The 25,541-nt window shown below is 62.4% G+C and carries 23 protein-coding genes and 1 tRNA gene; 12 read left to right on the forward strand and 12 right to left on the reverse strand.

All coding sequences use genetic code 11. The annotated features are described in order from the left end of the window. Nucleotides 1-25 precede the first annotated feature (25 nt). Together AC5E6W_RS20975 and AC5E6W_RS20980 are read right to left on the reverse strand one after the other, a co-directional pair. Nucleotides 26-2,227, reverse strand: coding sequence for a putative bifunctional diguanylate cyclase/phosphodiesterase (locus tag AC5E6W_RS20975; RefSeq protein ID WP_491754293.1), 2,202 nt, complete (start codon nt 2,225-2,227; stop codon nt 26-28). Nucleotides 2,228-2,568: 341 nt separating this feature from the next. Next, the gene (locus AC5E6W_RS20980; protein WP_491754294.1) at nt 2,569-3,417 is read right to left on the reverse strand and encodes a DNA-methyltransferase; all 849 of its coding nucleotides are present in this window, start codon (nt 3,415-3,417) and stop codon (nt 2,569-2,571) included. Nucleotides 3,418-3,497: 80 nt separating this feature from the next. Here AC5E6W_RS20980 and AC5E6W_RS20985 point away from each other — a divergent pair, with 80 nt between their 5' ends. The 6 genes from AC5E6W_RS20985 to AC5E6W_RS21010 all read left to right on the forward strand — a co-directional run bounded on the left by AC5E6W_RS20985 (nt 3,498) and on the right by AC5E6W_RS21010 (nt 8,811). Then, nucleotides 3,498-4,613 (forward strand): class I SAM-dependent methyltransferase, encoded by a 1,116-nt coding sequence (locus AC5E6W_RS20985; protein WP_491754295.1) that lies wholly within the window; start codon nt 3,498-3,500, stop codon nt 4,611-4,613. Nucleotides 4,614-4,639: 26 nt separating this feature from the next. After that, nucleotides 4,640-5,491: a 3-hydroxybutyryl-CoA dehydrogenase gene (locus tag AC5E6W_RS20990; protein ID WP_491754296.1), complete on the forward strand. Its 852-nt coding sequence runs from the start codon at nt 4,640-4,642 to the stop codon at nt 5,489-5,491. Nucleotides 5,492-5,659: 168 nt separating this feature from the next. Continuing rightward, nucleotides 5,660-6,121, forward strand: coding sequence for a MaoC family dehydratase (locus tag AC5E6W_RS20995; RefSeq protein ID WP_491754297.1), 462 nt, complete (start codon nt 5,660-5,662; stop codon nt 6,119-6,121). Between the two features lie 123 nt (nt 6,122-6,244). Then, the gene (locus AC5E6W_RS21000) at nt 6,245-7,264 is read left to right on the forward strand and encodes an MBL fold metallo-hydrolase (RefSeq protein WP_491754298.1); all 1,020 of its coding nucleotides are present in this window, start codon (nt 6,245-6,247) and stop codon (nt 7,262-7,264) included. A gap of 88 nt (nt 7,265-7,352) precedes the next feature. After that, a complete protein-coding gene (locus AC5E6W_RS21005; protein ID WP_491754299.1) occupies nt 7,353-7,892 on the forward strand; it encodes a hypothetical protein in 540 nt (179 codons plus the stop codon). Between the two features lie 19 nt (nt 7,893-7,911). Next, nucleotides 7,912-8,811: a rhomboid family intramembrane serine protease gene (locus AC5E6W_RS21010; protein WP_491754300.1), complete on the forward strand. Its 900-nt coding sequence runs from the start codon at nt 7,912-7,914 to the stop codon at nt 8,809-8,811. A gap of 94 nt (nt 8,812-8,905) precedes the next feature. On the opposite strand, the gene AC5E6W_RS21015 is transcribed toward AC5E6W_RS21010, so the two are convergent. Both AC5E6W_RS21015 and fabG read right to left on the reverse strand, forming a co-directional pair. Beyond that, on the reverse strand, nt 8,906-9,322 hold the full coding sequence (locus AC5E6W_RS21015; protein WP_491754301.1) for a helix-turn-helix domain-containing protein: 417 nt from the start codon (nt 9,320-9,322) through the stop codon (nt 8,906-8,908). A 215-nt stretch (nt 9,323-9,537) separates the two neighbouring features. Next, the gene (gene fabG, locus AC5E6W_RS21020) at nt 9,538-10,284 is read right to left on the reverse strand and encodes a 3-oxoacyl-[acyl-carrier-protein] reductase (protein WP_491754302.1); all 747 of its coding nucleotides are present in this window, start codon (nt 10,282-10,284) and stop codon (nt 9,538-9,540) included. A gap of 92 nt (nt 10,285-10,376) precedes the next feature. On the opposite strand from fabG, the gene AC5E6W_RS21025 reads away from it, so the two are divergent. The 4 genes from AC5E6W_RS21025 (at nt 10,377) to AC5E6W_RS21040 (ending at nt 13,919) form a co-directional block, all read left to right on the forward strand. Next, nucleotides 10,377-11,969 (forward strand): FAD-dependent thymidylate synthase, encoded by a 1,593-nt coding sequence (locus AC5E6W_RS21025; protein WP_491754303.1) that lies wholly within the window; start codon nt 10,377-10,379, stop codon nt 11,967-11,969. A gap of 399 nt (nt 11,970-12,368) precedes the next feature. Next, complete coding sequence (locus tag AC5E6W_RS21030) at nt 12,369-12,542, forward strand: hypothetical protein (RefSeq protein ID WP_491754304.1); 174 nt, start codon at nt 12,369-12,371, stop codon at nt 12,540-12,542. A gap of 55 nt (nt 12,543-12,597) precedes the next feature. After that, on the forward strand, nt 12,598-13,368 hold the full coding sequence (locus AC5E6W_RS21035; RefSeq protein WP_491754305.1) for a hypothetical protein: 771 nt from the start codon (nt 12,598-12,600) through the stop codon (nt 13,366-13,368). Continuing rightward, nucleotides 13,365-13,919 (forward strand): hypothetical protein, encoded by a 555-nt coding sequence (locus AC5E6W_RS21040; RefSeq protein ID WP_491754306.1) that lies wholly within the window; start codon nt 13,365-13,367, stop codon nt 13,917-13,919. Before AC5E6W_RS21035 ends, AC5E6W_RS21040 begins: the two co-directional genes overlap by 4 nt. A gap of 82 nt (nt 13,920-14,001) precedes the next feature. On the opposite strand, the gene AC5E6W_RS21045 is transcribed toward AC5E6W_RS21040, so the two are convergent. Further along, nucleotides 14,002-14,733: a helix-turn-helix domain-containing protein gene (locus AC5E6W_RS21045; RefSeq protein WP_491754307.1), complete on the reverse strand. Its 732-nt coding sequence runs from the start codon at nt 14,731-14,733 to the stop codon at nt 14,002-14,004. Nucleotides 14,734-15,299: 566 nt separating this feature from the next. Beyond that, entirely contained in the window at nt 15,300-16,019 is a 720-nt protein-coding gene (locus AC5E6W_RS21050) for a queuosine precursor transporter (protein ID WP_491754308.1), read from the reverse strand. A 170-nt stretch (nt 16,020-16,189) separates the two neighbouring features. Between AC5E6W_RS21050 and recA the strand changes: the two genes are divergently transcribed. Further along, on the forward strand, nt 16,190-17,275 hold the full coding sequence (recA, locus tag AC5E6W_RS21055) for a recombinase RecA (protein WP_491754309.1): 1,086 nt from the start codon (nt 16,190-16,192) through the stop codon (nt 17,273-17,275). Nucleotides 17,276-17,383: 108 nt separating this feature from the next. Further along, a tRNA-Ser gene (locus AC5E6W_RS21060) sits at nt 17,384-17,475 on the forward strand. 96 nt (nt 17,476-17,571) lie between these two features. Here AC5E6W_RS21060 and AC5E6W_RS21065 read toward each other — a convergent pair. From AC5E6W_RS21065 to AC5E6W_RS21090, 6 genes are all read right to left on the reverse strand, one after another. Beyond that, entirely contained in the window at nt 17,572-18,525 is a 954-nt protein-coding gene (locus AC5E6W_RS21065; RefSeq protein ID WP_491754310.1) for a LysR family transcriptional regulator, read from the reverse strand. Between the two features lie 29 nt (nt 18,526-18,554). Then, nucleotides 18,555-19,877 (reverse strand): hypothetical protein, encoded by a 1,323-nt coding sequence (locus AC5E6W_RS21070; protein WP_491754311.1) that lies wholly within the window; start codon nt 19,875-19,877, stop codon nt 18,555-18,557. A gap of 377 nt (nt 19,878-20,254) precedes the next feature. Further along, on the reverse strand, nt 20,255-21,736 hold the full coding sequence (locus AC5E6W_RS21075) for an ABC transporter permease (protein WP_491754312.1): 1,482 nt from the start codon (nt 21,734-21,736) through the stop codon (nt 20,255-20,257). Nucleotides 21,737-21,859: 123 nt separating this feature from the next. Further along, entirely contained in the window at nt 21,860-23,221 is a 1,362-nt protein-coding gene (locus tag AC5E6W_RS21080; protein ID WP_491754313.1) for an ABC transporter permease, read from the reverse strand. Next, complete coding sequence (locus AC5E6W_RS21085; RefSeq protein ID WP_491754314.1) at nt 23,222-24,736, reverse strand: ABC transporter permease; 1,515 nt, start codon at nt 24,734-24,736, stop codon at nt 23,222-23,224. Then, nucleotides 24,733-25,485, reverse strand: coding sequence for an ABC transporter ATP-binding protein (locus tag AC5E6W_RS21090; RefSeq protein WP_491754315.1), 753 nt, complete (start codon nt 25,483-25,485; stop codon nt 24,733-24,735). Before AC5E6W_RS21090 ends, AC5E6W_RS21085 begins: the two co-directional genes overlap by 4 nt. Nucleotides 25,486-25,541 lie beyond the last annotated feature (56 nt).

Genomic DNA, 25,541 nt, shown 5'->3' on the forward strand with positions numbered 1-25,541 from the left:
CAGGCCTCTTCATTGGCTCTTTGCTCTAAAGTCTTCCTGAGGAAAGGGTTAACTGTGCCGGCTGAAACAAGAAAGCGCGGCCGGTGGCTGCGCTTGTTGTTTCCTCGATTGGATTCATTGTACCGGTGGTGTCAAGCGTTGACACTGTCTCTTCGAGGAGATGCCCCGCTCGGGTGGGGTCGATTGCCGGTGAGAACAGGTACCCTTGTAACAAATCACAATTCTTTTCGCGGAGCAGCATAAGCTGATCCGCCGTCTCTACCCCCTCCGCGAGAACACGTATTCCCAGACGATGTGCCATCAGGATGATGCTGTCGACGATGGGAAGCGTCCCGTTCCGTTCCCCGAGGGCCTGGATGAAGGATCGATCGATCTTCAACTTGTCGATCGGGAGGCGATGCAGGTGGCTCAGTGAGGAATAGCCCGTTCCGAAGTCATCGATCGCAATGGTCACGCCGAGACGCTTCAGCCTTTCCAGTTGCGTAATCGATTCCGCGAAATCTTTGACCATGACGCTTTCGGTCAGTTCCAGCTCCAGAAGCTCCGCATGCAGGCCGGTCTCTTCCAGCACGTCCGCAACCTGCTCCGCGAAGTTGGGACGCGCAAATTGGACAGCGGAGATGTTGACGGCAATCCGTACGGATGGGAAGCCCGCCAGTTGCCATCGTCTGCTCTGGGAGCATGCCTCTCGAAGCACCCACGTTCCAAGAGTGACGATCATCTGGCTCTCCTCTGCCACGGCGATAAGCCGGGTGGGAGAGACGTTGCCCAGGACAGGGTGCGAGAACCGGAGAAGCGCCTCGAAGCCGTCCAGAGAGCCGTTGATGTCATATTGCGGCTGATAGTGCAGGGCGAACCCGCCATGCTCCAGGCTATGGATCATCGCCGATTCGAGCTCGCGCCTTTCGAGGAGAACACTCTTGAGTTCCGACGAAAATGCCTGCGTCCCGCATTTTCCAAACTTGGCTTCATACATCGCGATGTCGGCATTTCGCTTCAGGATGTCTGCCGTGTCGCCATCTTCGGGAGAGATGGCGATCCCGATGCTTGCCGCTGTTGTGAGCATGAGCTCCTGGAACGCTACCGGATGTTTGAGCCGGTCGAGCAATTGTTTGGCCACGACCATTGCCGCAGATTTGTCGGCAACCCCCTCCAGGACGACCATGAACTCGTCCCCGCCCATGCGGGCGATGGTGTCTGAGTCCCTGAGCCGGCCCGTAAGCCGTAATGCGACTTCCCGCAGCACAGCATCACCGGCCATGTGACCGTGCACGTCATTGATCTGTTTGAACTTGTCGAGATCGAGGCATAAGACCGCAACCCGCTCCCCGGATCGCCGCGCCCGGCGGATGGCGCTTTCCAACTGCTCCTCACCCCGCAGGCGGTTTACAAGTCCAGTCAGGTTGTCATGGTAGGCGTGACGGCGAAGCTCTTCCTGCAATCGATAGCGTTCTAATGCCATGGATGCCGTCTGCGCATGCGATTCCAGCAAAGACAGGTCGGATGCGGCCGGATCAAAACGAAGAAGCGAGTAGATGGTCAATGTGCCAAGCGGTGAGCCTTCGGCAGCATAGATCGGCACGGACCAAAGCGATTGAACACCATGAGCGTTCAGGAGGTGAGGCCAGGGTTTCCGTTCCTTTGTGAGATCGGAGAGAACCTGAGGCGCGTGATCTCGCAGGGCTCTCGCTTCCGGGCAGTCGGTCATATCGATGGTGAGTTGCTTGAGGCTTCGAAGCAGTGAGGTCGGCATCCCATGCGATGCCTTCATTACGAGCGCGTCGGACTCGATGAGGTGAAGCGCACAGCAGAAGGAGGAGCGATCCGTTGCAACGACTTCGACCAGGGTATTCAGAACAGAATCGACCGGTTCTTCGCGCGTCAACATCTCCAGCAAGCGGTTGCGTCCAAGATTCAGCTGCTGCGCTCTGTGACGCTCCACGATCTCGGACCGCAGTTCCGCCGTTCTGGCCTCAATGCGTTGTTCGAGAGAATTTCGCTCGCGCCGGAGCTCACCCTCGATGCTGGCGTGCTGCTGGTCCTGCAGGGCCGCCCGTCTCTTGAAGACCATGATCCAAACGATCGTGGCGAGGGCAAGGCAAGGCACAAGCGTCACACTGCCTCGTACCCAGAACGCGCTCAACGCGTCCAATTTGCCAAAAGCACGTTCGAAGAGATGGAAATGCAGCAGCGGGACAGTGCCTAGAAAGAGTTGCAGAACGATCACGGAGTTTAGTCCATGGCGTCTGGGAGGGGGGAGAGCATCACCATCGTTCTTCCGGGCCGACATCCAGTACTCCATTGCGCCGCAGAGAAGATAATCGCCCGGCGCAGGTTGACTCAGCAAACATAGTCCGACCCAGGGGTCGTGAAGGAGGAAGGGGGACTCGACAGAATTCGTGCTTCCGTAATGTGAGTCTGATTGATCGGCAACACCGCCTCGACTGTAGAGGGGTATGCGATGAGGAGGCGCAAAAATTCATACTCGCCGCCGCTCGTCCCGTCTGTAGCGATGGGTGTCGAGAACGCGATTCTCGCCCATCCATGATCGGGAGGCTTGGGGGCGCATCACTTTGGCGGAGTCAGAAATTCCTTCAGCCGCTTGCGCATGAGGGTGATGGCTTGCTGGTTTTCGTCGATGAGCAGGAAGTTGCGGCCGTTGCGGGCGGCGGCTAAGCCTGTGGTTCCGCTGCCGGCGAAGAAGTCGAGGACGGTGTCTCCGGGGTTGGAGTGGACGCGGACGATGCGCTCCATGATTCCCAGAGGCTTCTGGGTGGGGTAGCCGGTCTTCTCCTTGCCGGTGGGGGAGACGATGGTGTGCCACCAGACGTCGGTGGGGGTCTTGCCGCGGGCGGCTTTCTCTTTACCTACGAGGGTGGGCGCCATGTAGGGGATGCGGTCGGTGGCGCTGAGGTTGAAGGTGTAGCGCTTGGGGTGGCGGGTGTACCAGAGGATGTTGTCGTGCTTGGCGGGCCAGCGCTTGGTGGAGCGCGCGCCGTAGTCGTAGGCCCAGATGATCTCGTTCTGGAAGCAGTCGCGACCGGAGTGTTTGTCGGTGGTGAAGAGCTCGTCGAGGAGGACCTTGCAGTAGTGGACTTCGCGGGGGTCGACATGCAGGAAGAGCGAGCCTTCTGGCTTGAGAATGCGAAGGGCTTCGACGAGGCGTGGGCGCAGGAAGGCGACGTAGTCGTCGAACTGGTCGAGGAAGGTGGGTGCGGCGGCGAGCTGAACGGTGCGGTAGCGCAGGCCTCCGAAGCCGGTGCGGTCGCCGGCTTCGTCGCGGACGGTGCGAATGCGCCTGCGCTTCTGGGTGACGCCGCTGTTGAACGGAGGGTCGATATAGATGAGGTCCACGCTGGCGGAGGGCAGCTTGCGCAGCGCGGTCAGATTTTCACGATGCACAATACGATTCGGCATGACGAGGGTGGGCGCGGAAGACGCGTCGCAAAGTGTAATGCGCTGCGGGAGATCGGCGGACCTTTTCGTATCATATCGGGATGTACCCGGCCCGCTCCGAAGACCATGCCGTTTCCACCTCTTCTGCCATTCAGCGCGGCATCCAGATCGATGTGACCGATCCGGAGATGCAGGCGTATCTGCAGCGTTATCCGTTCGCGGGGCCAGACGTTGCGATGAACCGGCGAGGGCGTGCGGCGCTGGCCTCGGGGTTGCGCTGGCGCGCGGCGCGGGAGGCTGGGCCGGTCGAGCCGATCGTGCTCTCGCCGAGGCAGGCGGCTCTGCCGCCGGAGGAGGAAGCGCGGGTGCTGTCGCTGATGCAGCGCATCGGGCTCAGCGCGGAGCAGCAGCGGATGCACCTGGAGGACTTTGCGTGGGAGGCGAATATGACGCCGCGTTCGGCGAGCCATGTCCTGGTGATTGGGTGTGGCGACGGGGTGGAGCTGCTGTTCCTGCGGGCGGTGCTGCCGAATGCACGCATCAAGGCGCTGGATTACTACAAGTCACTGTTGCCTGGGTTGGAAGAGGCCGTGGGCGTTGACTTTGAGGCGGGCGACGTAGGCCGCCTGCTACCCACGCTGCAGCGCGAGTACGACCTGTTGTACTCCAACCACACGATGGAGCATCTCTACTCGCCGGACACTACGCTGGCTCTGCTGGCTGGACTGCTTGTGCCCGGAGCCACGATGATTTCCGCGATGCCGGCGGTGGGGATGGAGGGTATGCCCTACCTGGAGCAGGTGCAGGCGTATCTTGCTCGCCGGGAGAAGAACCCTGAAGCGGCCATCGGCCCGCTGGATGCGGTGTACTTCGATACGGGCCATCCGTGGAAGACGACGCCCGACGACCTCACAGCCACGCTGGAACGTGCCGGAGTCAAGGACGTGAAGGTCTACCAGCGGGAGGGGCACTGGAGCCGTCCGCTGGCGATGAGCGCGGAGGAGTTTCGCTCGCGGCGCGAACGCATGGTTGCGCTCAATCGCTGGATTCTTGGCCCTTTGCGCCGTCTGGTGGGCGCGCTGACGCCTGCTGCTTTCGGAGACGCGGTTGCACGGTACGTCTTCGCACTGGAACGCCGCCTGCCGTTCGGGACCAACCGGGTGATGAACCTCTTCAGCGAAGAGCTGCTATTCGTTGGCAGGATCGACCACGAGTAGGCGGAAGCGATAGACTGCGTGCCACGATGAGCGGACAGCGGATCGGCGTGGTGGGCGCGGGAACGATGGGCAATGGCATCGCGCATGTCTTTGCCAAGGCGGGCTTCGAGGTGGCGCTGCATGAGGTGAGCGAGGCGGCGCTGGAGCGCGGGCTCGCGACGATTCGCACCAACCTGGATCGCGAAGCGGCGAAGGGCAAGGTGGATCCGGCGGAGGTGCCGGCGATCTTTGGGCGGGTTCGCCCTGCGCGGACACTGGAGGGACTTGCCGGGTGCGAGCTGGTGGTGGAAGCCGCGACCGAAAAGCTGGTGGTGAAGCAGGAGATCTTCCAGCGGCTGGATGAGCTGCTGGGGCCGGAGGCGGTGCTGGCGTCGAACACGTCGTCGATCTCGATTACGAAGCTGGCGGCGGGAACGAAGCGGCCGGAGAAGGTGATCGGGATGCACTTCTTCAACCCGGTGCCGGTGATGGCGTTGGTGGAGGTGATCCGCGGGCTGCAGACTTCGGACGAGACGTTTGCGCGGGTGCGGGAGATGTCGCTGGCGTTGGGCAAGACGCCGGTGGAGGTGAACGACGCGGCGGGGTTCGTCTCCAACCGGGTGCTGATGCCGATGATCAACGAGGCGATCTTCGCGGTGATGGAGGGTGTGGCTACGGCGGAGGCGGTGGACGAGATCTTCCGGCTGGGCATGGCGCATCCGATGGGTCCGCTGACGCTGGCGGACTTCATCGGGCTGGATGTGTGCCTGGACATCATGCGGGTACTGGAGGAGGGAATGGGCGACCCGAAGTACCGGCCGTGCCCGCTGCTGGTGAGGATGGTGGATGCGGGGTGGCTGGGGAGAAAGTCGGGGCGGGGGTTCTACGAGCATCGGTGAGATGGAGATTCGAGATGCGAGATGCGGACTGAGAACTGAGGCAGAAGAACCGTTTACCGGTCGTTTTGTGCGAGCAGCGGCTGGCCGTCGTCCGCTTCCGTCCCGTATCGTGGACTGATTCGCATCTCGTCTGTTGCGTGCCGCATCTGACCCCTGAAGGAGATCCCATTGGAGCAAGAAAAAGAACTGTACTTTGAGGACTTTCACCCGGGGATGAAGTTTGATTCGCTGCGGTCGTACAAGGTGACGGCGGACGAGATCAAGGAGTTTGCGGAGCGGTACGATCCGCAGCCGTTTCACCTGGATCAGGCTGCTGGGGAGAGCTCGTTCTTCAAGGGGCTAGCGGCGTCGGGCTGGCTGACGTCGGCGATCGTGATGCGGTTACGGGTGGAGTCGATCCACGTTGCGGGCGGCATGATCGGGGCGGGCGTGGAAGAGATGCGCTGGACGCAGGCGGTGCGGCCGGGCGACTCGCTGCGCACGGAGGCGGAGATCCTGGGCGTGCGGCACTCGCAGTCGCGGCCGCAGTATGGCATCGTGCGGTCGCGCACGGTTTGCTACAACCAGAAGGACGAGGTGGTGCTGCGGAGTATTGTGAACTTCCTGGCACCTCTGAAAGCAGCAGAATAGCTGAAAGGCAGCTGAATAGCTAAATAGCGGAACAGCAGAATAGCTATTGAGCTACTCCGCTATTTCGCTCCTTTGGTGGTTCCGGCTTGCACAAGCTACGGGCGTATCGTTAAGGCTGTGCGGATGACGGTATTGGCTTCGGGGTCCAAGGGCAACGCTACAATCGTTGCCGCGGGCCAGACACGCCTGCTGATCGATGCCGGGCTGAGCTGCCGGGAGTTGATGCGGCGGATGGCGGCCGTGGGCGAGGATCCCTCGTTATTGAGCGCGATTCTCATTACGCATGAGCACCTGGACCACGTCAGCGGGCTTTCGGTGCTGGCGCGGCGGTTCAAGATCCCTGTTTTCTTCACCGAAGCGACGCACCGGGCCTGGACGCGGATGATGCGTCCGCGGACCACGATGACGTATGCGGCGTGGCTCGACCGGATGGAAGCCGAGCGCAAGGCGCGGGCGGAAGAGACGGCGAGAGTGCATGCTCCGGCGCATACCGTGGTGGCGGAGATGGCGGCTGCGGAAGGAGAACAAATGCAGATCCCTCGCTCCGCTCGGGATGACAATGGATGTCGCAGCCCAGAGGAAGCAGAGGCCGAGCCTGACTCCGAAGAGACGGGCATCAAGGCCGATCCGGCGTTTCTTCCGGCCGTGGAGTATTTTGCGGCGGGGAAGTCGTTCTCCATTGGGGAAATCGACGTGGATCCGTTCACGATTCCGCATGATGCGGCTGATCCTTGCGGGTTTGTCTTCCATGCGCGGACGGAGTCGATCCGGATGGCCGTGGCGACGGACCTGGGGTATGTTCCTCCCAATGTGAAGCAGGCGCTGAAGAATGTAGATGTGCTGCTGCTGGAGTCGAACCACGATTTGGAGATGCTGAAGGACGGGCCGTACCCGTGGAGCGTCAAGCAGAGGGTGCTGTCGCGGGTGGGGCATCTGTCCAATGCGGCCTGCGCGGAGTTCCTGATGAAGGACTACGACGGCGGGGCGCATACGATTGTGCTTGGGCACCTTAGCGAACAGAATAACCTGCCGGAGCTGGCGCGGATCGCCGCCGAGCAGGCCATTGCGGGACGGATGAGCCTGCTGGGGAACCGGCTGCTGCTGGCGACCCAGGAAAGCCCGCTGGACCCGATATGTTTATGAATGGGGTAGGGATCGGGCTGGGAATTCAGGTAACCCCTCAAAATAAGGGATCGTGACCTATCCGTTTTCATCTGTTGGGGATGGGGTAGTGGTAGTTTATGATTACAAAAAGGTGAACATGCGCGGCTACTCGAGAGTTCCTGAAGAGCACCGTCCCGTAAGTTGCACAGATCCCGTCGTCGGCGCGATTCTGTCGGGATGGCGTTACGATATCTCCGGCGTCGCACCTGAGCTGCGCGTCGATTACGAGGCGCACCTCACCGAATGCCCGAACTGCCGCAAACGGCAGCGTATCCATCGCACCGTCGACGTTCTCCTGCTGGCTGCTACGACCATGTGCACGGTCGCGTTCCTTCTGGCCGCACTGGTGATGCGCCGGGTCGAGGAGCTTCGCCACATCAGCAATGTGCAGGTGGTCCATCTGCGCGCCCATGAGAGCATGGTTGCCCTCACGCGCGTTCCGGACAGCATCACCGTCAGCCTGGAGGCTACGGCGATCACCGGCCTGGTGATCTCGGCGCTGCTGTGGGTGCTGGTGGCGATGGTGACGCCGATCCCGACGATGGTCTCGACGGTGATCCGCGAGCGCATTGTGCCGGAGTGGCGCGAGCGCCACAAGGCTGCTTGATTCGCCCCTCCCGACAGTTGTGAACAGCGACGCAGCGTATCCGCATTCCGCTCCTCAGCCCGAGGAGGCACAGACTGCCTCCACCGAGGCTGTTGCTCTGGAGTCTAGCGAAAATCCCGAAGCTCCCGAAGCTCCTGAATCCCTTTTGGGGTATCCGGGAACGTATCTCCTGGTGGCGATCAACCTGATCGTCTTCCTGACGATGCTGCGATTCGGTTCGGGACCGCTGCTGACTGCGCTGCGGCGGCATGAGTGGTCGCAGCTCTTTACGGCGTCCTTCGACGAGCACACGCTGATTCGCTTTGGCGCCTCGGATGCCTCGATGGTACTGGCGGGGCAGTGGTGGCGGCTGCTGACATCGATGTTCGTGCACGTCACGCTGCTGCACATCCTGCTGAACATGTGGTGCCTGTGGAACCTGGGGCTGTTTGGCGAGCCTCTGCTGGGCAAGCAGGGCCTGGTGGCGGTGTATGTGCTCACGGGGGCGGCGGGGATGATCGCGTCGCTGTGGTGGGCGGTGCTGATGGGAACGACGCGGGATGCAGCGACGGCTGGAGCGTCGGGCGCGGTGTTTGGCATCGCCGGGATTCTCATCATCCTGCTCTCCAACCGGAAGCTCTCGCTGCCGTGGGAGGAGCTTCGCGATCTTCGCCGCCAGGTGATCTTCTTTGCGGTCGCCAACCTGGTGATCGGGATTGGCCCGGACCTGCTGGGGCGGTTCACGAAGGGCATGCCTCGGATCGACAACACAGCGCACCTGGGTGGCTTTGCGTGTGGGCTGGCGCTGGGGTTGCCACTGTTCCCGCGGATGACCAGCGGGCGTTCAACCTACCGCGCACGGCAGGGATGGACGTTTGCCGTCGCGGCGTTGGTGCTGTGCCTGATTACGTATGCAATTCAGGCGGGCGCGAAGGGGTAGAGGCAGTGAATAGTGAAGTAGTGAATAGTGAGTAGTGAAAAACGACAACGGCTGCGATTGCTCGCAGCCGTTGCTGTCTTCGGAAGCCTGGGATTTAGCTGATGGATGGGGACGCTGTGGTGGCGAACTTCTTGACCATGGCGAGCAGCAGGCGGCGGTCGCTGTCGGTGAGGGACGAGGAGTAGCGCTGCACCTGGGTGAGGAAGTGGATCTCTTCCTGGCTCATGGAGACGCCGGGGACGTCTCGCACCGTCTCTTCGGCGAAGAAGTGGCTCAGCGGGAGGTCGAGCGCGCCGGCGATCTTCTGCAGGGTCTCCAGCGAGGGGATGGTGTGGCCGTTTTCGACGCGCGAGAGGTAGCAGCGGAGGAGTCCGGTCCGCTTCTCGATATCGCCTTGCGACATGCTGCGCTGGAGCCGGAAGTTACGGATCGTTTGGCCGATATTGATTGGCGATCCCGCCGCATGAGTCACGGGGATCGCCTCCGGCACAGATGTTTGCACGTTCGCCATTAGCCGTAAAGTAACTACCCCCGCATCCGATAGCAAGAAGGAAATGCAATCGGAACGTCAGAGTTGAGTATCGACGGAGATTCGTGCAAAGGGAGAGTACCCAGGATTGGCCTTTGCGGTGATGAAGGTCTCTGCAGTGTAGCGACGAAAGGCGCGAAAACATTGGTAAATGGGAAATGCGCCGAGCAAATGAGCTTTGGCTCGGTGCATTCGCTTTAGCCCATGTAGAGGCCGCCGTTGACGTCGAGGGTGTGGCCGGTGATGTATCCGGCGGCGTCGGAGGCGAGGAAGCCGGCGGCTGCGGCGATGTCGTCGACCGTGCCGTAGCGGGCTAGCGGGACCTGGGCGAGGATGCTGGCCTTTTGCTCGTCGGTCAGCACGTCGGTCATTGCAGTCTGGATGAAGCCGGGGGCGATGGCGTTGACGGTGATGCCGCGGGAGGAGAACTCCCGGGCCAGCGACTTGGTGAGGCCGATGAGGCCGGCCTTGGACGCGGCGTAGTTGGCCTGGCCGGCGGCTCCGGTTTCTCCGACGACTGAGGTGATGTTGATGACGCGGCCCCAGCGGGCCTTCATCATGGAGCTGATGACGGCCTGGGTGAGCAGGAAGGCTCCCGTGAGGTTCGCGCGGAGGACGTCTTCGAAGTCGGCGGTTTTCATGCGCAGGGCGAGGGTGTCGCGGGTGATCCCGGCGTTGTTGACGAGGATGCTGACGGGGCCGAGATCGGCGATGACTGCTTTCCCTGTGGCCTTGATGGACTCCTCGCTGGCGATGTCGAGGGGGAAGGCCTTGGCGGAGCCTCCAGCGGCGGCGATTTCTGCGGCGAGGGTCTCCAGCTTGTCCAGGGAGCGTGCGGCCAGCGCGACGGTGGCGCCGTGGCGGGCGAGTTCCAGTGCGATGGCGCGGCCGATGCCCTGGGAGGCTCCGGTCACGAGAGCTACTTTGCCGTTCAGATGACTCACAGTTTTCCTCAGATCGTTTTCCTCAGATCTTAGTGCAATTTCTGCCCTCTACTAGGGTACCGCGAGCGTTGGTTGAGGCGATATCCTTGAGCGTGCCTACCACTCCTGCCGACGTTGCCGCCCCTCCTGCTGTCCCTGACGAACCGGCAGCCGCTCCGACTGAGGTTTACGCGATCCACGGCGCTGAGCCCGAGGTGCTGGCGTATGCGATGGCCAAGTACTCACGCTCGGCACTGACGATGCGGGAATCGCTGACCGAGATCAGCACGCAGCGTGCGGAGCAGTTCCTCAACACCTTTTACTTCCAGTATGGGCACCGGTCGATTGCCGATCTCGCGCATATTCCGTTTGCGGTTGAACGGCTAAGCCTGCTGGCGGCGATTGCGCTGGTGGACGAGACGCGATGGGACGGCCAGGAGCGCTCGACGCGCTACCAGGACTTCCGGCGCTCGGGTTGGTATACGCCTGCGTTGGGAGAAGAGCAGCGCGCGGCATATACGACCGCGGTCCAGGACCTCTTTGCAGCGTATGACCAGCTGAGCGAAGGCATGCTGGCGGGGCTCGAGAAGGCCATCCCGCGGCCCGAGGAGATGAAGCCGGATGCCTACCGGCGCACGTTGAAGGCGCGGGCGTTCGATGTGGCACGGTACCTTTTGCCGTTGGCGACGAACACGTCGCTGGGGCAGATTGTGAATGCGCGCACGCTGGAGACGCAGGTTTCGCGGCTGCTCTCGAATGAGCATGAGGAGATTCGCGAGCTGGGGCGCAAGCTGCGCGCGGCGGCCAGCGAGCCGGCGTGGAACGTCCAGCGTGACCGGCTGGAGGAGATGGCTGGAGAGGGAATCATTCCGGCTGCCGCGACGACGGAGATCCTGAACGAACTGATTCCTCCGGTGCGGACTGCGCCGACGCTGGTGAAATACGCGGAGCCGAATGAATACATGATCGCCACGCGCAAGGAGCTGGTGCAGGCGGCGCAGGAACTGATGGCGGGCGCGGCGCTGTACCCGGCGCCGACGGTGGACCTGCTGGATGATGATGAAGATCTTGAGGTGGAGATTGCCACGTCGCTGCTGTATCCGCATTGCCAGTACTCGTACCGGCAGATCCGGGGCATGGTGACGGCGATCGGCGAGCGGCGGCGCAACGAGATTATCAAGCTGGGCGCGGTGCATCGCGGCCGTCACGATGAGCTGCTGCGCAGCTTCCACTCCGGGCATGGTTTCCGCTTCGACGTGCTGATGGATATTGGCGGCTTTCGCGATATGCATCGTCACCGGCGGTGCGTGCAGCTGATCCAGCCGTTTTCGTCAGTGCATGGCTACGACGAGCCGGTGTGCCCCGGTCAGCCCACGTTGGAAGAGGCTGGCCTCTCCGGCTTGTACCAGGGGGCGATGGACAAGGCTCTGGCGGCGTACCAAGCCCTTTGCGACTCGGGTGAGCCGGAGGCGCAGCAGAGCGCGCAGTATCTCCTGCCGCTCGGCACGCGCTGCAGGGCGATGTTCAAGATGGACTTTGCCGAGGCGCTCTATATTTCGGAGCTACGCTCAGGGTCAGCGGGACATTACAGTTACCGCCGTGTCGCATGGGAGATGTATCGTGCGGTCGCCGCGAGGCATCCGGCGCTGGCGGGTCTCTTCCGCATTGAGGATGTGACCGTCCCGGTCGATTTGCTCAAGCGGTAGTTATCTGCCTCGGCTGTCGAGGGAGTATCTTTCGATAACTTTCCCCTAACTCTCCCTCGGTATCGATTTTGCGATCCAGCACGGCCGCCCTCTTCGGGCGGCCTTGCTGTCTTTTGTGACGGGCCGTGCTCGAGGAGCCGGGCCTACGAAAGGCAGATTGGCGAACGATCGCGTCAACGCCCCGTTTTTATTGCCTTTGCGCAACAGTTTGGCGCCTTGACTTGCCCACGCCTCTGCTGCGGCAGCGTCCTCTTTCTCCTTGCCAATGTGGCGATTTCGCCTGACTCCGTGCGGCGTTGTTTCGCCTGCGCAACAGTCTTCTGAAATGAGAAAGAGAAACGTTCTTATCTCCTTACTCTCCGGATCGAGCGCGACATGCGCCGACAAGGAGAAAGAGCGATGCGTAAGAACATTTTTCGTAACGTGGGTTTGGTCCTCGCAATGGCGGTGCTGCTTGCTGCCCCCCTCAAGTCCTTCGCTGATGACCCGATCGTAGGGAGCGGCTCACCCGATCCGGGACCCGGCGGTACCGCCGATGCCATCGTGCTGGTACTGGCGTTGGCCACCGCGTAAAATACCTGTCGTAGGCTGTCCCTACTTGGGCAGGCGGAAGGTGAGGCGCCACCGGTTGCATCTTCTTGAGGGGATCGATTACGCCTTCTGGTTAATTAGTATCTGGCTCCAACTTGTGTTGCTGGGGGTGCTCTTCGTGCGAGGTCGCGCGAAGAGCCTTCCGATTTTTACGGCGTGGATCATCTTCTGTGCGGTTCGAGATATCGTTTTGTATTTTGTGCATCGCTATGCGTTGCACGCATACTTCAATACGTATTGGGCGCTCGGATCGATCGATGTTTGCCTTCAGGTGGGAATCTTCTTCGAGATGGCCTTCAAGGTGTTTTGCCCGCTCGGGCACTGGGCGATCGATGTGAGACGCGGTTTCCAGATCGTGCTTGCAGGCAGCTTTGCGGTGGCCCTGCTTTTGACCTGGACGGCTCATCCTTACTCGCGGGGAACCATTGCGATGGTGGTTCACAAGATGGACTTCTTCTCGTCGGCGCTACTGAGCGAGTTGTTCCTGGGAATGCTGATTCTATCTTCGTGGGCGGGATTGCCCTGGAGGACCCACGTGGCTCGTATCTCGCAAGGCCTCGGCACGTATGCCGCGATGGGGCTTATTACGCAGGGAGCGCACACACAACCTTCCAGCAGCAACCCGGCGGTGTATTTTTTCTGGTCGCACGTGGAGATCTTCTTCTATATCTGCTGTCTAACGTACTGGACCGCTGCACTTTGGCAGGAGGCGGAAGCTCCGCGTGAATTACCTGATAAGATTCGCGAAGAGCTCGCGCACCTGAATCGTCTGCTGACGATGGGGGGCGGAGGAGGTAGCAGGCAATGAACGCGGAGTTTTTTTTCATTGCAATGATCGTCCTGGTGGCCTCGATGGCTGCCGTAGCGTTCTGGTATACGCGGAAGGCGCACCGTCGCGAAACGGCGACTTGGGAGTCGCTGGTGGCCCGTCTGGAGCCCATCGACCGCCGCGCAGTGGCTGCGATTGCACTGGATCTTTTCGACGAATCCGGTGCACGCCGTAGCGGGGAAGACGCTGATTTGCTGGAGCCTTCCGAGGTATGGGACATGATTGGCGGCCTGAGCGGGCTGGAGGTCATGGAGCGCAACTGCACGGTGCTGATCGATATTGCGGCCCATGTGCAGCGGTGGTATCCGGAGGCAGTTGTGGTTGCCGAGCAGCTTCGTTTGAATGCGCGCGAGGTTCAGTTCCACCTGGGCCGCTTAAAGGGCGCTGCCCGTACGGGCAATCTGCACAGCGCTTTCGCCGATTACGCACAACGGGCCGTCGCTACCTACTACCGGATGACCCGGAGCGTGCTGGCGCTGTGCGAGCACGCTCATGCACCTGGACTTGCAACGCTCCAGCAGACAATCTAGTAAGAACGGGCGATTTGGGCATTGTCGGAGCCGGACGTTGCGCTCTCGACATTGCGCTCTCTTTGTCCGTGGTCGCGCAGCCTTAGGATACCCGTCGCACGGCGACACCCGTAACTGTGCCGACGACATCAATCTCCTTACGATACTTCCAGCGCCGGCTCGTCTCGAAGGACAGCGGGTGCGGCACCAGGGTGAGCCAGGTTGACTCCTTGTCCAGCTCGCAGAAACCGGTCACGTAGCCATCTCGCGACAGCAGGAAGTAGATGGGGCGGTCGAACTCGCTGGTCCACTCACGACGGTGGGCGATAGCCCGTTTCTGGGTGTCGATGAGGACGATGGACCCGGGACGGATCATCGGCTCGAGCATGCGGTCTCGCTGCCCGACGACGCCGCGGCGTAGTGGGCTGGCCGGGCTGCCGTTCTCGCTGGGAAGTAGCATCGTCTGCTCGGGCGGCACGTCGGTGACCAGGGTATCGGGCAGCCAGCTGCGGGCGTGGTCGTTGAGCGGGCCTTCGGAGAGGAGCAGGGTCGCGTTGGGGCCGGAGAGGGGTTCGACCGATTCTGCTATCGGACCAGTTGGACAGAGAGCCAGCATCTGCTCCGGGTTGAGTCCGTAGACCGCCGCCAGAACGATCAACTTCATTGCGGAGAGGTCGCGATTCTCACGCTCGACGCGATCGAGCCAGCTGGCGGAGATCCGGTAAGACGGGTTGTCCCACTGTTGCGCCAGACGCTGCGTGCGTTCCTCGACCTCACGCAGGGAGAGCTTCCAGTTGTTTCGGATGGTACGCAGATTCCCGCCGAAGCCTTCCATGGATGTCCTCGTTGTCATCGGCTCCGCGGGCAAATGGTCGTGTACGGCTCGAGAGGAAAACGACAGTAGGGCCGGAGGGTGAAATGCGGTGATGATACAGGACGGCGAGCGTTTTTGTTGCTTCTACGCGACAGGATTGGCGCTCCGCAGGTTCCGAAACGGTAAGATGCTTATGTAATCAATAAGTTATAAGTAGTTGTTGCGTATAGGCAACACGATCACTCCCTCTATCGCAGGAAGCATCTGCGTCAGTCACTCTGTAGTTGCTTCTCGTCAGAGAGAGCGGGTCGCCCGGGTCATCGACCTCCTGCGGTGGAGGATGCTGAGCAGCTTACAGATGCTCCCGGGCGACAATTCTCGGACGGAACAGGCCGCCCTCGAAGGGGATATTCGACCCGAGCTGGTCTCCTTCGCTGGTGTGTCCCTTTCCGACGGACAGGGTTGAGCGCGCTTAGAGCATTTTCCCTGTTGCTGGGCACTCCGAAAGGGGCTTGCAGCGGCGTTTTCATTGGGGGGAAACGCCCATCGGAGTCGAGTCCCTGGACTCCACCTACAGGAAAAATGCTCTAGTCCTCGGAAGCCAGCGCTCCCACGTGGAACGGATTGAAGTTGGTGTGGGCGTCATAGGCGTCGGACTGCTCGGCGCGCTTGAGCCATCCTACGACCAGATATGTCAGGGGAGTCGCCAGGGCTTCGTATCCCACCTTCAGCAGGTAGCCGGTGAGGATGATCGCCACGAGCTTGCGGGGCGTATAGGTTCCCGCATACGTGATGATGATGACCAGGGTTGTGTCCACGGCTTGCCCGGCCATGGTTGACCCTACGGTACGGGTCCAGAGCCAGCGTCCTTTGGTCAGCACCTTGAGCCTGGCCATGGTGTAGGAGTTGGCGAACTCGCCTGCCCAGAAGGCGATGAGGCTTGCGACCAGGATGCGAGGCAGGATGCCGAAGACGGTGACGAAGGCCTGCTGGTTGCGAAACTCCGGGTCGGATGGCAGCCAGATGACCAGCGTAGAGACGCCGTACATGAGTGCGGTGCCGAAGAAGCCCAACCAGATAGCGCGGCGGCTGGCTCCGTAGCCGTAGACCTCGGTGAAGACGTCGCCAAAGATGTAGGTGATGGGGAAGAGAACCACGGCGCCGGAGGTAGAAAAGGCGGGGATGTGCCAGTGGCCGCCGAGCGGGATGGGCCCCAGGCGGATCAGCTTCTGCGCGACGAGGTTGGAGACCAGCAGGATCACGACGAACGCCGTGGTCAGGGCGTCGAGGTAGCGGAAGCGGCGCATGCGGTCCATCATCGCATTGGGCTGCGGAGTTTTGCCGGTGTTTCCCTCAGGTACTTTCGCTTTTTATTTGCTGCGCCGCGAAACCGATGCTAGACTCCGATTTGCGTGGAAACCCACGCTACTTTTGTCCCCACCCAGAGCAGCTTGCGTGGCAATAAGGAGAGTCCCCAGTGGCAGATGAACGCTCGCGTGCAATCGAGTCAGCACTTTCTCAGCTAGAGAAGCAGTTTGGTAAGGGCTCGGTGATGCGGCTCGGGCAGAAGGACACCATTGGGCCGATTGCGGTCATCCCGACGGGATCCATCTCCTTCGACGCTGCCCTTGGAGTCGGGGGCGTGCCCCGCGGCCGTGTGGTGGAGATCTTTGGACCGGAGTCCTCCGGTAAGACGACGATCACGCTGCAGATCATCGCGGAGGCCCAGAAGGCCGGCGGATTGGCAGCCTTCGTCGATGCGGAGCATGCGCTCGATCCGGCTTATGCCCGCAAGCTGGGTGTGGATACGGACAATCTCCTGGTTTCGCAGCCGGACTACGGTGAGCAGGCTCTGGAGATCACCGAAGCGCTGGTGAAGTCGGGAGCGATCGACGTGCTGGTGGTGGACTCGGTCGCCGCGCTGGTGCCGAAGGCCGAACTCGATGGCGAGATGGGCGATAGCCACGTCGGCCTGCAGGCCCGGCTGATGTCGCAGGCGCTGCGCAAGCTTACCGGAACAGTCTCGAAGTCGCGTACCTGCCTGATCTTCATCAACCAGATCCGCGAGAAGATCGGCGTCATGTTCGGCAACCCCGAGACGACGACGGGTGGCCGCGCGCTCAAGTTCTATTCGTCGGTGCGCATCGACATTCGCCGCATTGGTGCGGTGAAGGAGGGCGACGTTGTGGTCGGCTCCCGCACCAAGGTGAAGATCGTGAAGAACAAGGTGGCCGCTCCGTTCCGCGACGCAGAGTTCGACATTCTTTACGGCGAGGGCATCTCGCGTGAGGGCGATGTGCTGGATCTCGCGGTGCTGAACAACATCGTGGACAAGTCGGGAGCGTGGTACAGCTTCTCCGGCGAGCGCCTTGGCCAGGGCCGTGAGAGTGTGCGCGGCTTCCTGAAGGAAAACCCCGAGATCTTCGGTCGGATCGATTCCGACCTGCGCAAGAAGCTGGGGCTAATCAAGACCGCGGAAGAGGCTGAGATTCCGGCCGTGCCGCAGAACGGCGCGGCGGTGGCCGAGGCTGTTGTGAAGCCGCGTCGCGGTAGCGCAGCCTAAGGTTCGACGAGATCCCGGTGCAGCGTGAAGGCTTCAATGCTTGCGCTGCGCCGGGGTTTGAGCCGCCCTTGGCGGGGAGCCTGTTTCCACGTAAAATGAACAGAGAGCGGAGAGTTGGCAGAGCCCGGTTGAATGCACCTGACTCGAAATCAGACATAGTCGCAAGGCTATCGGGGGTTCGAATCCCTCACTCTCCGCCAGACATTCTCCGGTAAGTCTCCGGTAGCCAAAGAAGCGAACGAAAGCCCCGCGAAGCCTGCGGGGCTTTTGTGTTTCCGGGGGCTGGCCCGGCGGATTCAGCCTCCCTTGGCGGACGGTCCGGGCCAGGGTGCCCCGGTGACGACCTGGTGGAAGGCCTGACCGGCGCGAGTCATCTTGCGGTCTTTCAGCGAGATCAGGGCGAGGTCGCGGGGCAGGGAGACGTCCGTGATAGGCAGCGCCACGAGGAGGCCGGTGCGTACCTCGTCGGCCACGTTGATGCGGGGGAGGAAGCCGACACCGAGCTCGGCGATGATGAGCTTTTTGAGGAGCTCGGTGGAGTCAAGCTCCATCACGGAGCGGACGGGCTGGGAGTGCTCGGCGAAGATTTTGTCGAGGGTGTCGCGGCGGCGGCCCTGCTTGGGCAGGAGCAGCGGCTGCTGCGCGATTTCTTCGAGCGAGACGGCAGAACTGAGCGAGAGAGGATTGCGCGGCGAGACGACGAGCTGCAGCTCGTCCTTGTGGATGACCTCGATGCGTAGGCGAGGGTCTTTGACCGGGGTGGAGACGACGCCGAAGTCGGCCTCGCGCTTGAGGACGGATTCGATGGACTGCGAGCGCTCGGCGCGGACGATGCCGAGCGAGACCCTGGGGTAGAGCTTGCGGAAGCGGCTGAAGAAGCTGGGCAGGACGTGCAGCGCGGTTGACTCGTTGGCGCTGACCGTGAGGGTACCGCGCGGCGAGAGCTGCAGGTCCGTGATGGCGAGCTGGATGTGCTGGAGCTTGCCGAGGCAGTCCTGCGCGAATGGCTCGAAGACTTTGCCGGCCGCGGTGAGCGAGACTTTGCCTCCGCCGCGCTCGAAGAGGCGCTCGCCAAGCTCGGTCTCGAGTGAGCGGATTTGCGCGGAGATGGCGGGCTGCGTCATCTGCAGCTTTTCGGCGGCGCGCGAGAAGCTCTTGCGCTCGGCTACTTCGAGGAACGTGCGTAGGTAATTGAAGTCCATCGGGAGTGGGGAGTCGGCTGGCAGACCGGGCGAAGCAAACCAGTTCACCGTACCATGTGCGGGCGGGCTTCGACAGATCAGAAGCGTGCGGTGGGACCGGGCCAATGCTCGGCGAGGGAGCGATAGCGGGCCCAGGCGGCGTCGGTTTGCTGATGTGCAGCGGGGGAAGTACGATCTTGCGGAAGAGCGAGGAACTGCTCCACGCGTCGAGCGCCCTGGGTGTAGGCGAGGGCGTAGCTGCGATATTCGTTCAGGTAGAGCAGGCTGGCTTCGGCGTGGGACATGAGCATCTCGGCAGCGAAGGCGTCTTCGGCACGGACGAATTCTAGTTCGCCATCGAGATAGGCTTTGGCGATGGCTGGTTGCGCGGTGTCGAGGCGGCGGATGCGGTTGTTGATGCGGACGTAGGTGTCGACGTTGGTCGAGGGAAGGCCGGCGGCGGGGAAGAGGACGTCGCGCTCGGCGGCGATACGGTCTGTTTCGCTCATGGCCAGACGGGGAGCTGCGGCTGCGGCGGCCTCGGACCAGAAGCCCTGGGGCGAGAAAGTGAGCTGCACTTCGGCTTCGGTGCGGTGGTCGTGCTGCACGAGGGCGCGGTCGCGAAGGAGGTTGAAGACATGATGTCCGGGGTAGCCTTCGTGGCAGCCTAGCTCGAGCGCTTCGTCGACGGTGATGGGCAGGTCGGTGTTGAGGAAGAGCGTGCTGTGCGCGTTGCCTTCGTAGCGGCTGAAGGCTGCCCAAGGCTTGTCGCGCACGGGAACGATGGTGATGGTTTCGCCGGCAGGCAGGGCGATGTGCTGCAGCGTGGCGGCGCGGCAAACGTCAAGGGCCTTGCGGAGGACGGGGATGGTGCGGTCGCGCGGGATGACGAAGTGTTGGTTCCATCGGTCGTAGCGCTGGGCGAGTGTGTTGTGTTGTGCAGCCTTTTCGGGAGGGAGCATTGCGGCGATCTCGCTTTGCAGCGTCGCACGTTCTGCTCCAGCTGTGTCAGGCTGACGGCTTACTCCGAAGAGGGCTACGGACTCCTGGTCGAAGGGGAGGAGGTGTCCGTGGAGCATGGAGGTGCGTGCGTGGATTGAGTCGAGTTGCTGGCGCAGTGCTGTTGCGCTTTCGGGGTCGAGGTTCTTCTCGTGCGATAGACGCGTGAGGGTAGTTGATGCGCCTTGATCGATCGCGTCGTAGGAGATGTAGTCGCGGTGCGCTTGATCCAGCCATTGCTTGGGAGCGGCGGAGAAGTCGAGTGAGTCGGGGTCGCGTTCGCCGAGGGCTAGGGCTAGATGCACATAGCTCTCGGCGATGGATTCGTGCGAGAAGCTGCGGCAGCCGAGGATAGCGAGGAGTGTAAGGGTAAGCGGTAGTTGCCAGCGAGTTGCGGCCTTATCTCGATTGGCTGCGTGCATGGTTCTATTGTTCACTACGTTAGGAAGGCTCTGCACAAGTCTTCTTTACCCAGGCTGTATCGACAAATTCGACGAGCCATGTGTCTGGAAAATCCCTGCAAGATGTGTCATCCCGAGCGAAGCGTAGCGAAGTCGAGGGACCTGCTGTTTGCCGACGCCGGCAAAGAAGCAGGTTTCTCCACTACGCGGGACGATGAAGCCGTCCCGCTACGGTCGAAATGACACATCTTGGGTGGTATGGAATATGTGGATACAGCCTAGGCGGCTGCTCCCTCAGGGGCTAAAGCTCCAGTGTTGCGGACTTTTGTGGCGGGGCTGAAGCCCCGCCCCGACAAAGCATGACTTCTGCAGGGGGGGCCCTGGCTTACGCGGAGTTGTTACTCGTAGCGCAGCGAGGTCATGGGGCTAACGCGCGAGGCCTGCTGTGCGGGGTAGTAGCCGAAGAGCACCCCGATGGCTGCGGAGACGGAGAACGCGAGGGCGACGGAGAGCAGCGAGACGTCGACGGACCAGCCGCTGTAGCGTGCGGTGGCGAAGGCTCCGACGACACCGACGGCGACGCCGAGGATGCCTCCACTGAGGCTGAGGTAGAGGGCTTCGAAGAGGAACTGGCGCATCACATCTGCGCTTTCAGCACCTACCGCTCGGCGGATGCCGATCTCTCTTGTGCGCTCGGTGACGGCGAGCAACATGATGTTCATGATGCCGATGCCGCCGACGATGAGCGAGACGGTCGCGATGGAGGCGAGCAGGATGGCCATGGTGCGGCTGGCGTGTTCGAGTGTTTTGCTGAGTTGCTCGAGGGTGACGTGGTCGAGGTTGTTGGCGTTGCCCATCATGGCGCGCGAGATGTCGGTGCGCATGCCGCCGTGGGCGATGGCGTTGCGGGCCTGGCTGACGACGGTGAAGTCGTCGGGCGCATTCGCGGCGAGATGATGGCGGGAGCGCAGCAGCGCGGCGGCGTCCTTGGAGACGCGGACGACATCGCCGGCGGACTCGGTCGAGAGCGTGATGCTGTCGAGGTTGGAGCGGCCTGCTAGTTGCTGCATGGTCTTTACGGGGATGTAGGCGGCGTCGAACTGGCCATCGCCGGGGTTGGAGGGCACCATCCAGCTTCCGCTGGCGACGACGCCGATGACCTTGAACGTTGTGCCTCGGAGGTTGATGCTTTGGCCGATGATGTTTTTGCTGCTGAAGAGATGATCGGCGGCGACGCTGCCGAGGACGATGACGTGTTCGGCGCGATCGTTCTCGGTGCCGGTGAAGAAGCGTCCGCTGGTGAGCACCCAGGCGCGGCGGATGGTCATCAGCGAGACTTGCTCGCCGCGCAGGAGGGTCATCCAGGTGCTGTCGCCGGCGGTGAGGTTGGCGTTATCGTGCATGCCGCCGGAGACGGTCTGCACGCCGTGCAGGGAGGCGATGGCGGTGACGTCGTCGAGGCTGAGTCTGGTGGATGCGCCGAGACCTCCGCGGCTGTCAGGGCCGTTCTCGAGCGACTGGATGGGGTTGTCCTGGGGACGGACTTGAATGCGGCGGGCGGTGAGTGGTGCGGTGGGGCGGAAGACTCCGTCATGGAGTTTTGGGTGCTGGGTCTGAGGAGACCAAGCGGCGGGTTCTTCGGCCTCGCCGGCGCTGGTCCACTGCTGGGGCATCTTGTAGTTGCCGCTGTTGATGACGATGACGTTCATTCCCGCGGCACGGACCTGGCTGCGGATGGAGCTTTGCGCGCCACTGCCGACGGCGATCATCACGACCACCGTGCCCACGCCGATCATCATGCCGACGGTGGTGAGGATCGTCTGCAGACGGTTGCGCCGGAGGGAGCGGATGGCGATGGCAGAGCTCTTGCGCAGCGACACGGCGGACCTCTAAAGCATTTTCCCTGTGGATGGGTTTCTCCAGAGGGGCGTGCTGTGGCGTTTTCATTGGGGAAAACGCCCATCAGAATCGAAGAACTGGACTATACCTACAGGGAAAACGCTCTACTCGAAGCGCAGAGCGTCGATGGGGTTGAGCTTCGAAGCGCGGCGGGCGGGGTAGAAGCCGAAGAAGACACCCGTGGCTGCGGCGACGCCGAAGGACAATGCGACCGCGTTGAGGGAGACGTCGGCGGGCCACTGCATCACCTTGGTGACGAGGAGCGAGACGAGGAAGCCGAGCAGGATGCCGCAGGCTCCGCCGACGACGCCGAGGGTGACAGCTTCGACGAGGAACTGCATGAGGACATCGCGCGAGCGTGCGCCGACGGCGCGGCGGATACCGATTTCGCGGGTGCGCTCGGTGACGCTCATCAGCATGATGTTCATGATGCCGATGCCACCGACGATGAGCGAGATGGTGGCGATGGCCGCGAGGAGCGCCGTCATGGTCTGGCCGGCGCGGCTGAGGGTGCCGGACATCTCCTGCAGGTTGACCTGATCCATCTGCGGCATGTTGGCGAGGATGAAGGCGGCGACGGAGGTGTTGAGGCCCTTGGTGAGGGCTTCAGAGGCTTGCGTCTTGACGGTGAAGTCGTCGGGAACGCCGCCACCCGCGCCGGAGCCTTGCAGACCGCCTAGGCCAAGGCTGCCTGGTGAGGACGTGGCAGCCTGCGAGTGCGCCGCGCTGTGGCGCTGGCGCAGGAGAGGTACGATGTCTAGCGCGATCTGCGAGGCATCGCCGGCTTGTTCGGCTGCGACCGTGACTTGATTCAGGTACTGGACGTTGAGGAGCTTCTGCAATGCGGTGTAGGGAACGACGACCATAGCCGCCTGATCGTCATCGTTGGAGCTGAAGAAGCCCTTCACGGTGAAGGTGGCTCCGTGGATCTCGATCTGCTTGCCGACGGGGTTTTCGTCGGGGAAGAGTTGATCGCGGAGCGCGGAGCCGATGACGGCTACGTTCTCCGCATTGTCGACGGCGGAGCTCTTGAAGAAGCGACCCTTCTCCATGTCCCAGTCGTACATCTTGTAGTAGTCGGCGTCGACGCCGTAGACCTGGGTGAACTGCTTGTCGGAGCTGGTGTTGACCCAGGTGCGGGCGCGGACCAGAGGCGAGGCGTGCGCGACGCCGGGCATGGCGCGGATGGCGTCTGCGTCGCCGGGAGTGAGGGTGTTGGCGGCGCCCATGCCGGAGGCGATCTTGAGCTCTTCGCCGCCGCGGGTGTAGTTGCCGGCACGCACGAAGAGCAGCGTGGTTCCGGCGGAGCGGACTTCGCTGGAGACGTTGCCCTGGGCTCCAGTGCCGAGCGCGAACATGGTGAGCACGGCGGCGACGCCGATCATCATGCCGAGCATGGCGAGACCGGTGCGGAGCTTGTTCTTCCGGAGTGAAGCGATGGCGATCTTGAGACTCTTGCGCAGCATCTACTCGTACCTCAGCGAAGCCAGGGGCGGCACGCGGGAAGCCTCGCGTGCGGGGTAGTAGCCGAAGAAGACGCCGACGGCGGTGGAGATGCCGAAGGCGATGGCGATGGCCGCCATCGGGACCTCGGTGGACCAGTGCGCGAGATGCGAGATGAGCAGCGCGGCAGCGACGCCGATGAAGACGCCGAGCAGGCCGCCTGCGATGGATAGCACAACGGACTCCATGAGGAACTGGGCCATGACTTCGCGCTCCTCTGCGCCCACGGCGCGGCGGATGCCGATCTCTCGGGTGCGCTCTGTGACGCTGAGCAGCATGATGTTCATGATGCCGATGCCGCCGACGATGAGCGAGACGGTGGCGATGCAGACGAGCAGCATGGTCATGGTGCGGCTGGAACGGTCGAGCGACTTGCCGAGCTGATCGAGCGTGACCTTCTCGAGGCCGGCGATGTTGCCGGTGACAGCGTGCGCGACCTCGGGCCTCATGCTGCCCTTGGTCAGCGCCTTGCTGGCCTGCGTGGAGACGGTGAAGTCGTCAGGCGAGTCGCCGCCGATTTTGTGGCGCTGGCGGAGCAGCGTGGTGAGGATCTTCGAGACGCGGGTGACGTCGCCGGTGGAGACGGTGGTGACGGTGATGTCGTTCAGCTTGGAGAGATTGAGGAGCGACTGCATGGTGGTGACGGGGATGTAGACGGCGTCGAACTGATCGTCGCCTGCGTCGGGGGTCTGCAGCCAGCTGGAGCTGCCGATGACGCCGACGACCTTGAAGGACTGCTTCCAGATGGTGATGGTCTGGCCGACGGGGTTCGCGTCGCCGAAGAGTTGTTGCGCGACGATGGTGCCGAGGACGACGACCTGCTCGTTCTTACGCTCTTCGCTGGCGGAGAAGTAGCGGCCGTGCGGGAAGGTCCAGGCGCGGCGGATCTCGGGGGTGACGGTGTCGTCGCCGTGGACGCGGGTGAACCAGCGCTTGTTGTCGGCGTTGGAGACGTGCACGTTTTCGTGGATGCCTTCGGAGACATACTGCACGCCGGAGATCTTGCGGATCTCGTTGGCATCCGCGATGGTGAGCGTGGCGGCTGCGCCGAGGCCGGCTTCGGAGTCGCCGAGGCGCTGGCGAGCGGTGGGATGATCGTGCACGGCGAAGGGATCGTCTTCGGGGTGGAAGAGGACGGTGTGCAGGCGCGACGCTGTCGGTTCTGCGTAGCGGATGTGCGGCGGGCTGAAGTCGTCGCGTAAGTCAGGCTGCGGTGATTGCAATTTGCCCATCTCGATGGCGTCCGGTGGTGGGGCTTCGCGCTGGGCCTGATAGTTGCCGGCGGTGATGATGAGCATGTTCATGCCAGCGGCGCGGACCTGGTCCTGGATGGCGCGCTGCGCCCCGGTGCCGAGGGCCATCATCGCCAGCACGGTGGCGACGCCGATGGCCATGCCGGTCATGGTGAGCGCGGACTGGAGTTTGTTGCGGCGCAGGGAACGGCTGGCGATGTGCCAGGTCTTGTTGAGGTTACTCACGAGAGTTCCTCGACAACCACCGTGACTTCGGTCTCGACGAGGTAGGTGGCCTTCTGTGCGTGCTGCACGTCGGAGACGATGATGCCGTCCTTGAAGCTGACGATGCGGGAGCCGTACTCGGCGACATCCATCTCATGCGTGATGAGGACGATGGTGATGCCGCGATCGCGCTGGAGCTTCTGGAAGATGTCCATGACCTCGAGGCTAGTCTTGCTGTCGAGGTTGCCGGTGGGTTCGTCGGCGAGGAGGATGGAGGGGTTGTTGAGCAGGGCGCGGGCGATGGCGACGCGCTGCTGCTGGCCTCCGGAGAGCTGGTTGGTGTGGTGCTCCCAGCGGCTTTCGAGGCCTACGGCGGCGAGGGCATCCATCGCGCGGCGGCGGCGTTCGCTGGCGGAGAGATTTTCCTTGCCGTAGAGCAGCGGGAGTTCGACGTTTTCGAGGGCGGAGGTGCGGGTGAGGAGGTTGAAGCCCTGGAAGACGAAGCCGATCTGCTTGTTGCGCACGGCGGAGAGTTCGTCGTCGCTGAGCTTGGAGACTTCCTTGCCGTCCAGGAGATACTGCCCGCTGGTGGGCGCATCGAGGCAGCCGAGAATGTGCATCAGCGTGCTCTTGCCGGAGCCGGAGGGGCCGATGACGGAGACGAACTCGCCTTTGTGCACGTCCAGCGAGACGGAGCGAAGCGCGTGCACTTTGTGCTCGCCGAGTTGATAGGTCTTGGTGAGATTGCGAACTGAGATAACCGGTTCCATTGCACATTTCTCCAGGGAACGATTGCTTGAGGTTTCGGGGAGACTCGCAGCGGAGC

Source organism: Bryocella sp. (genome assembly GCF_058498515.1).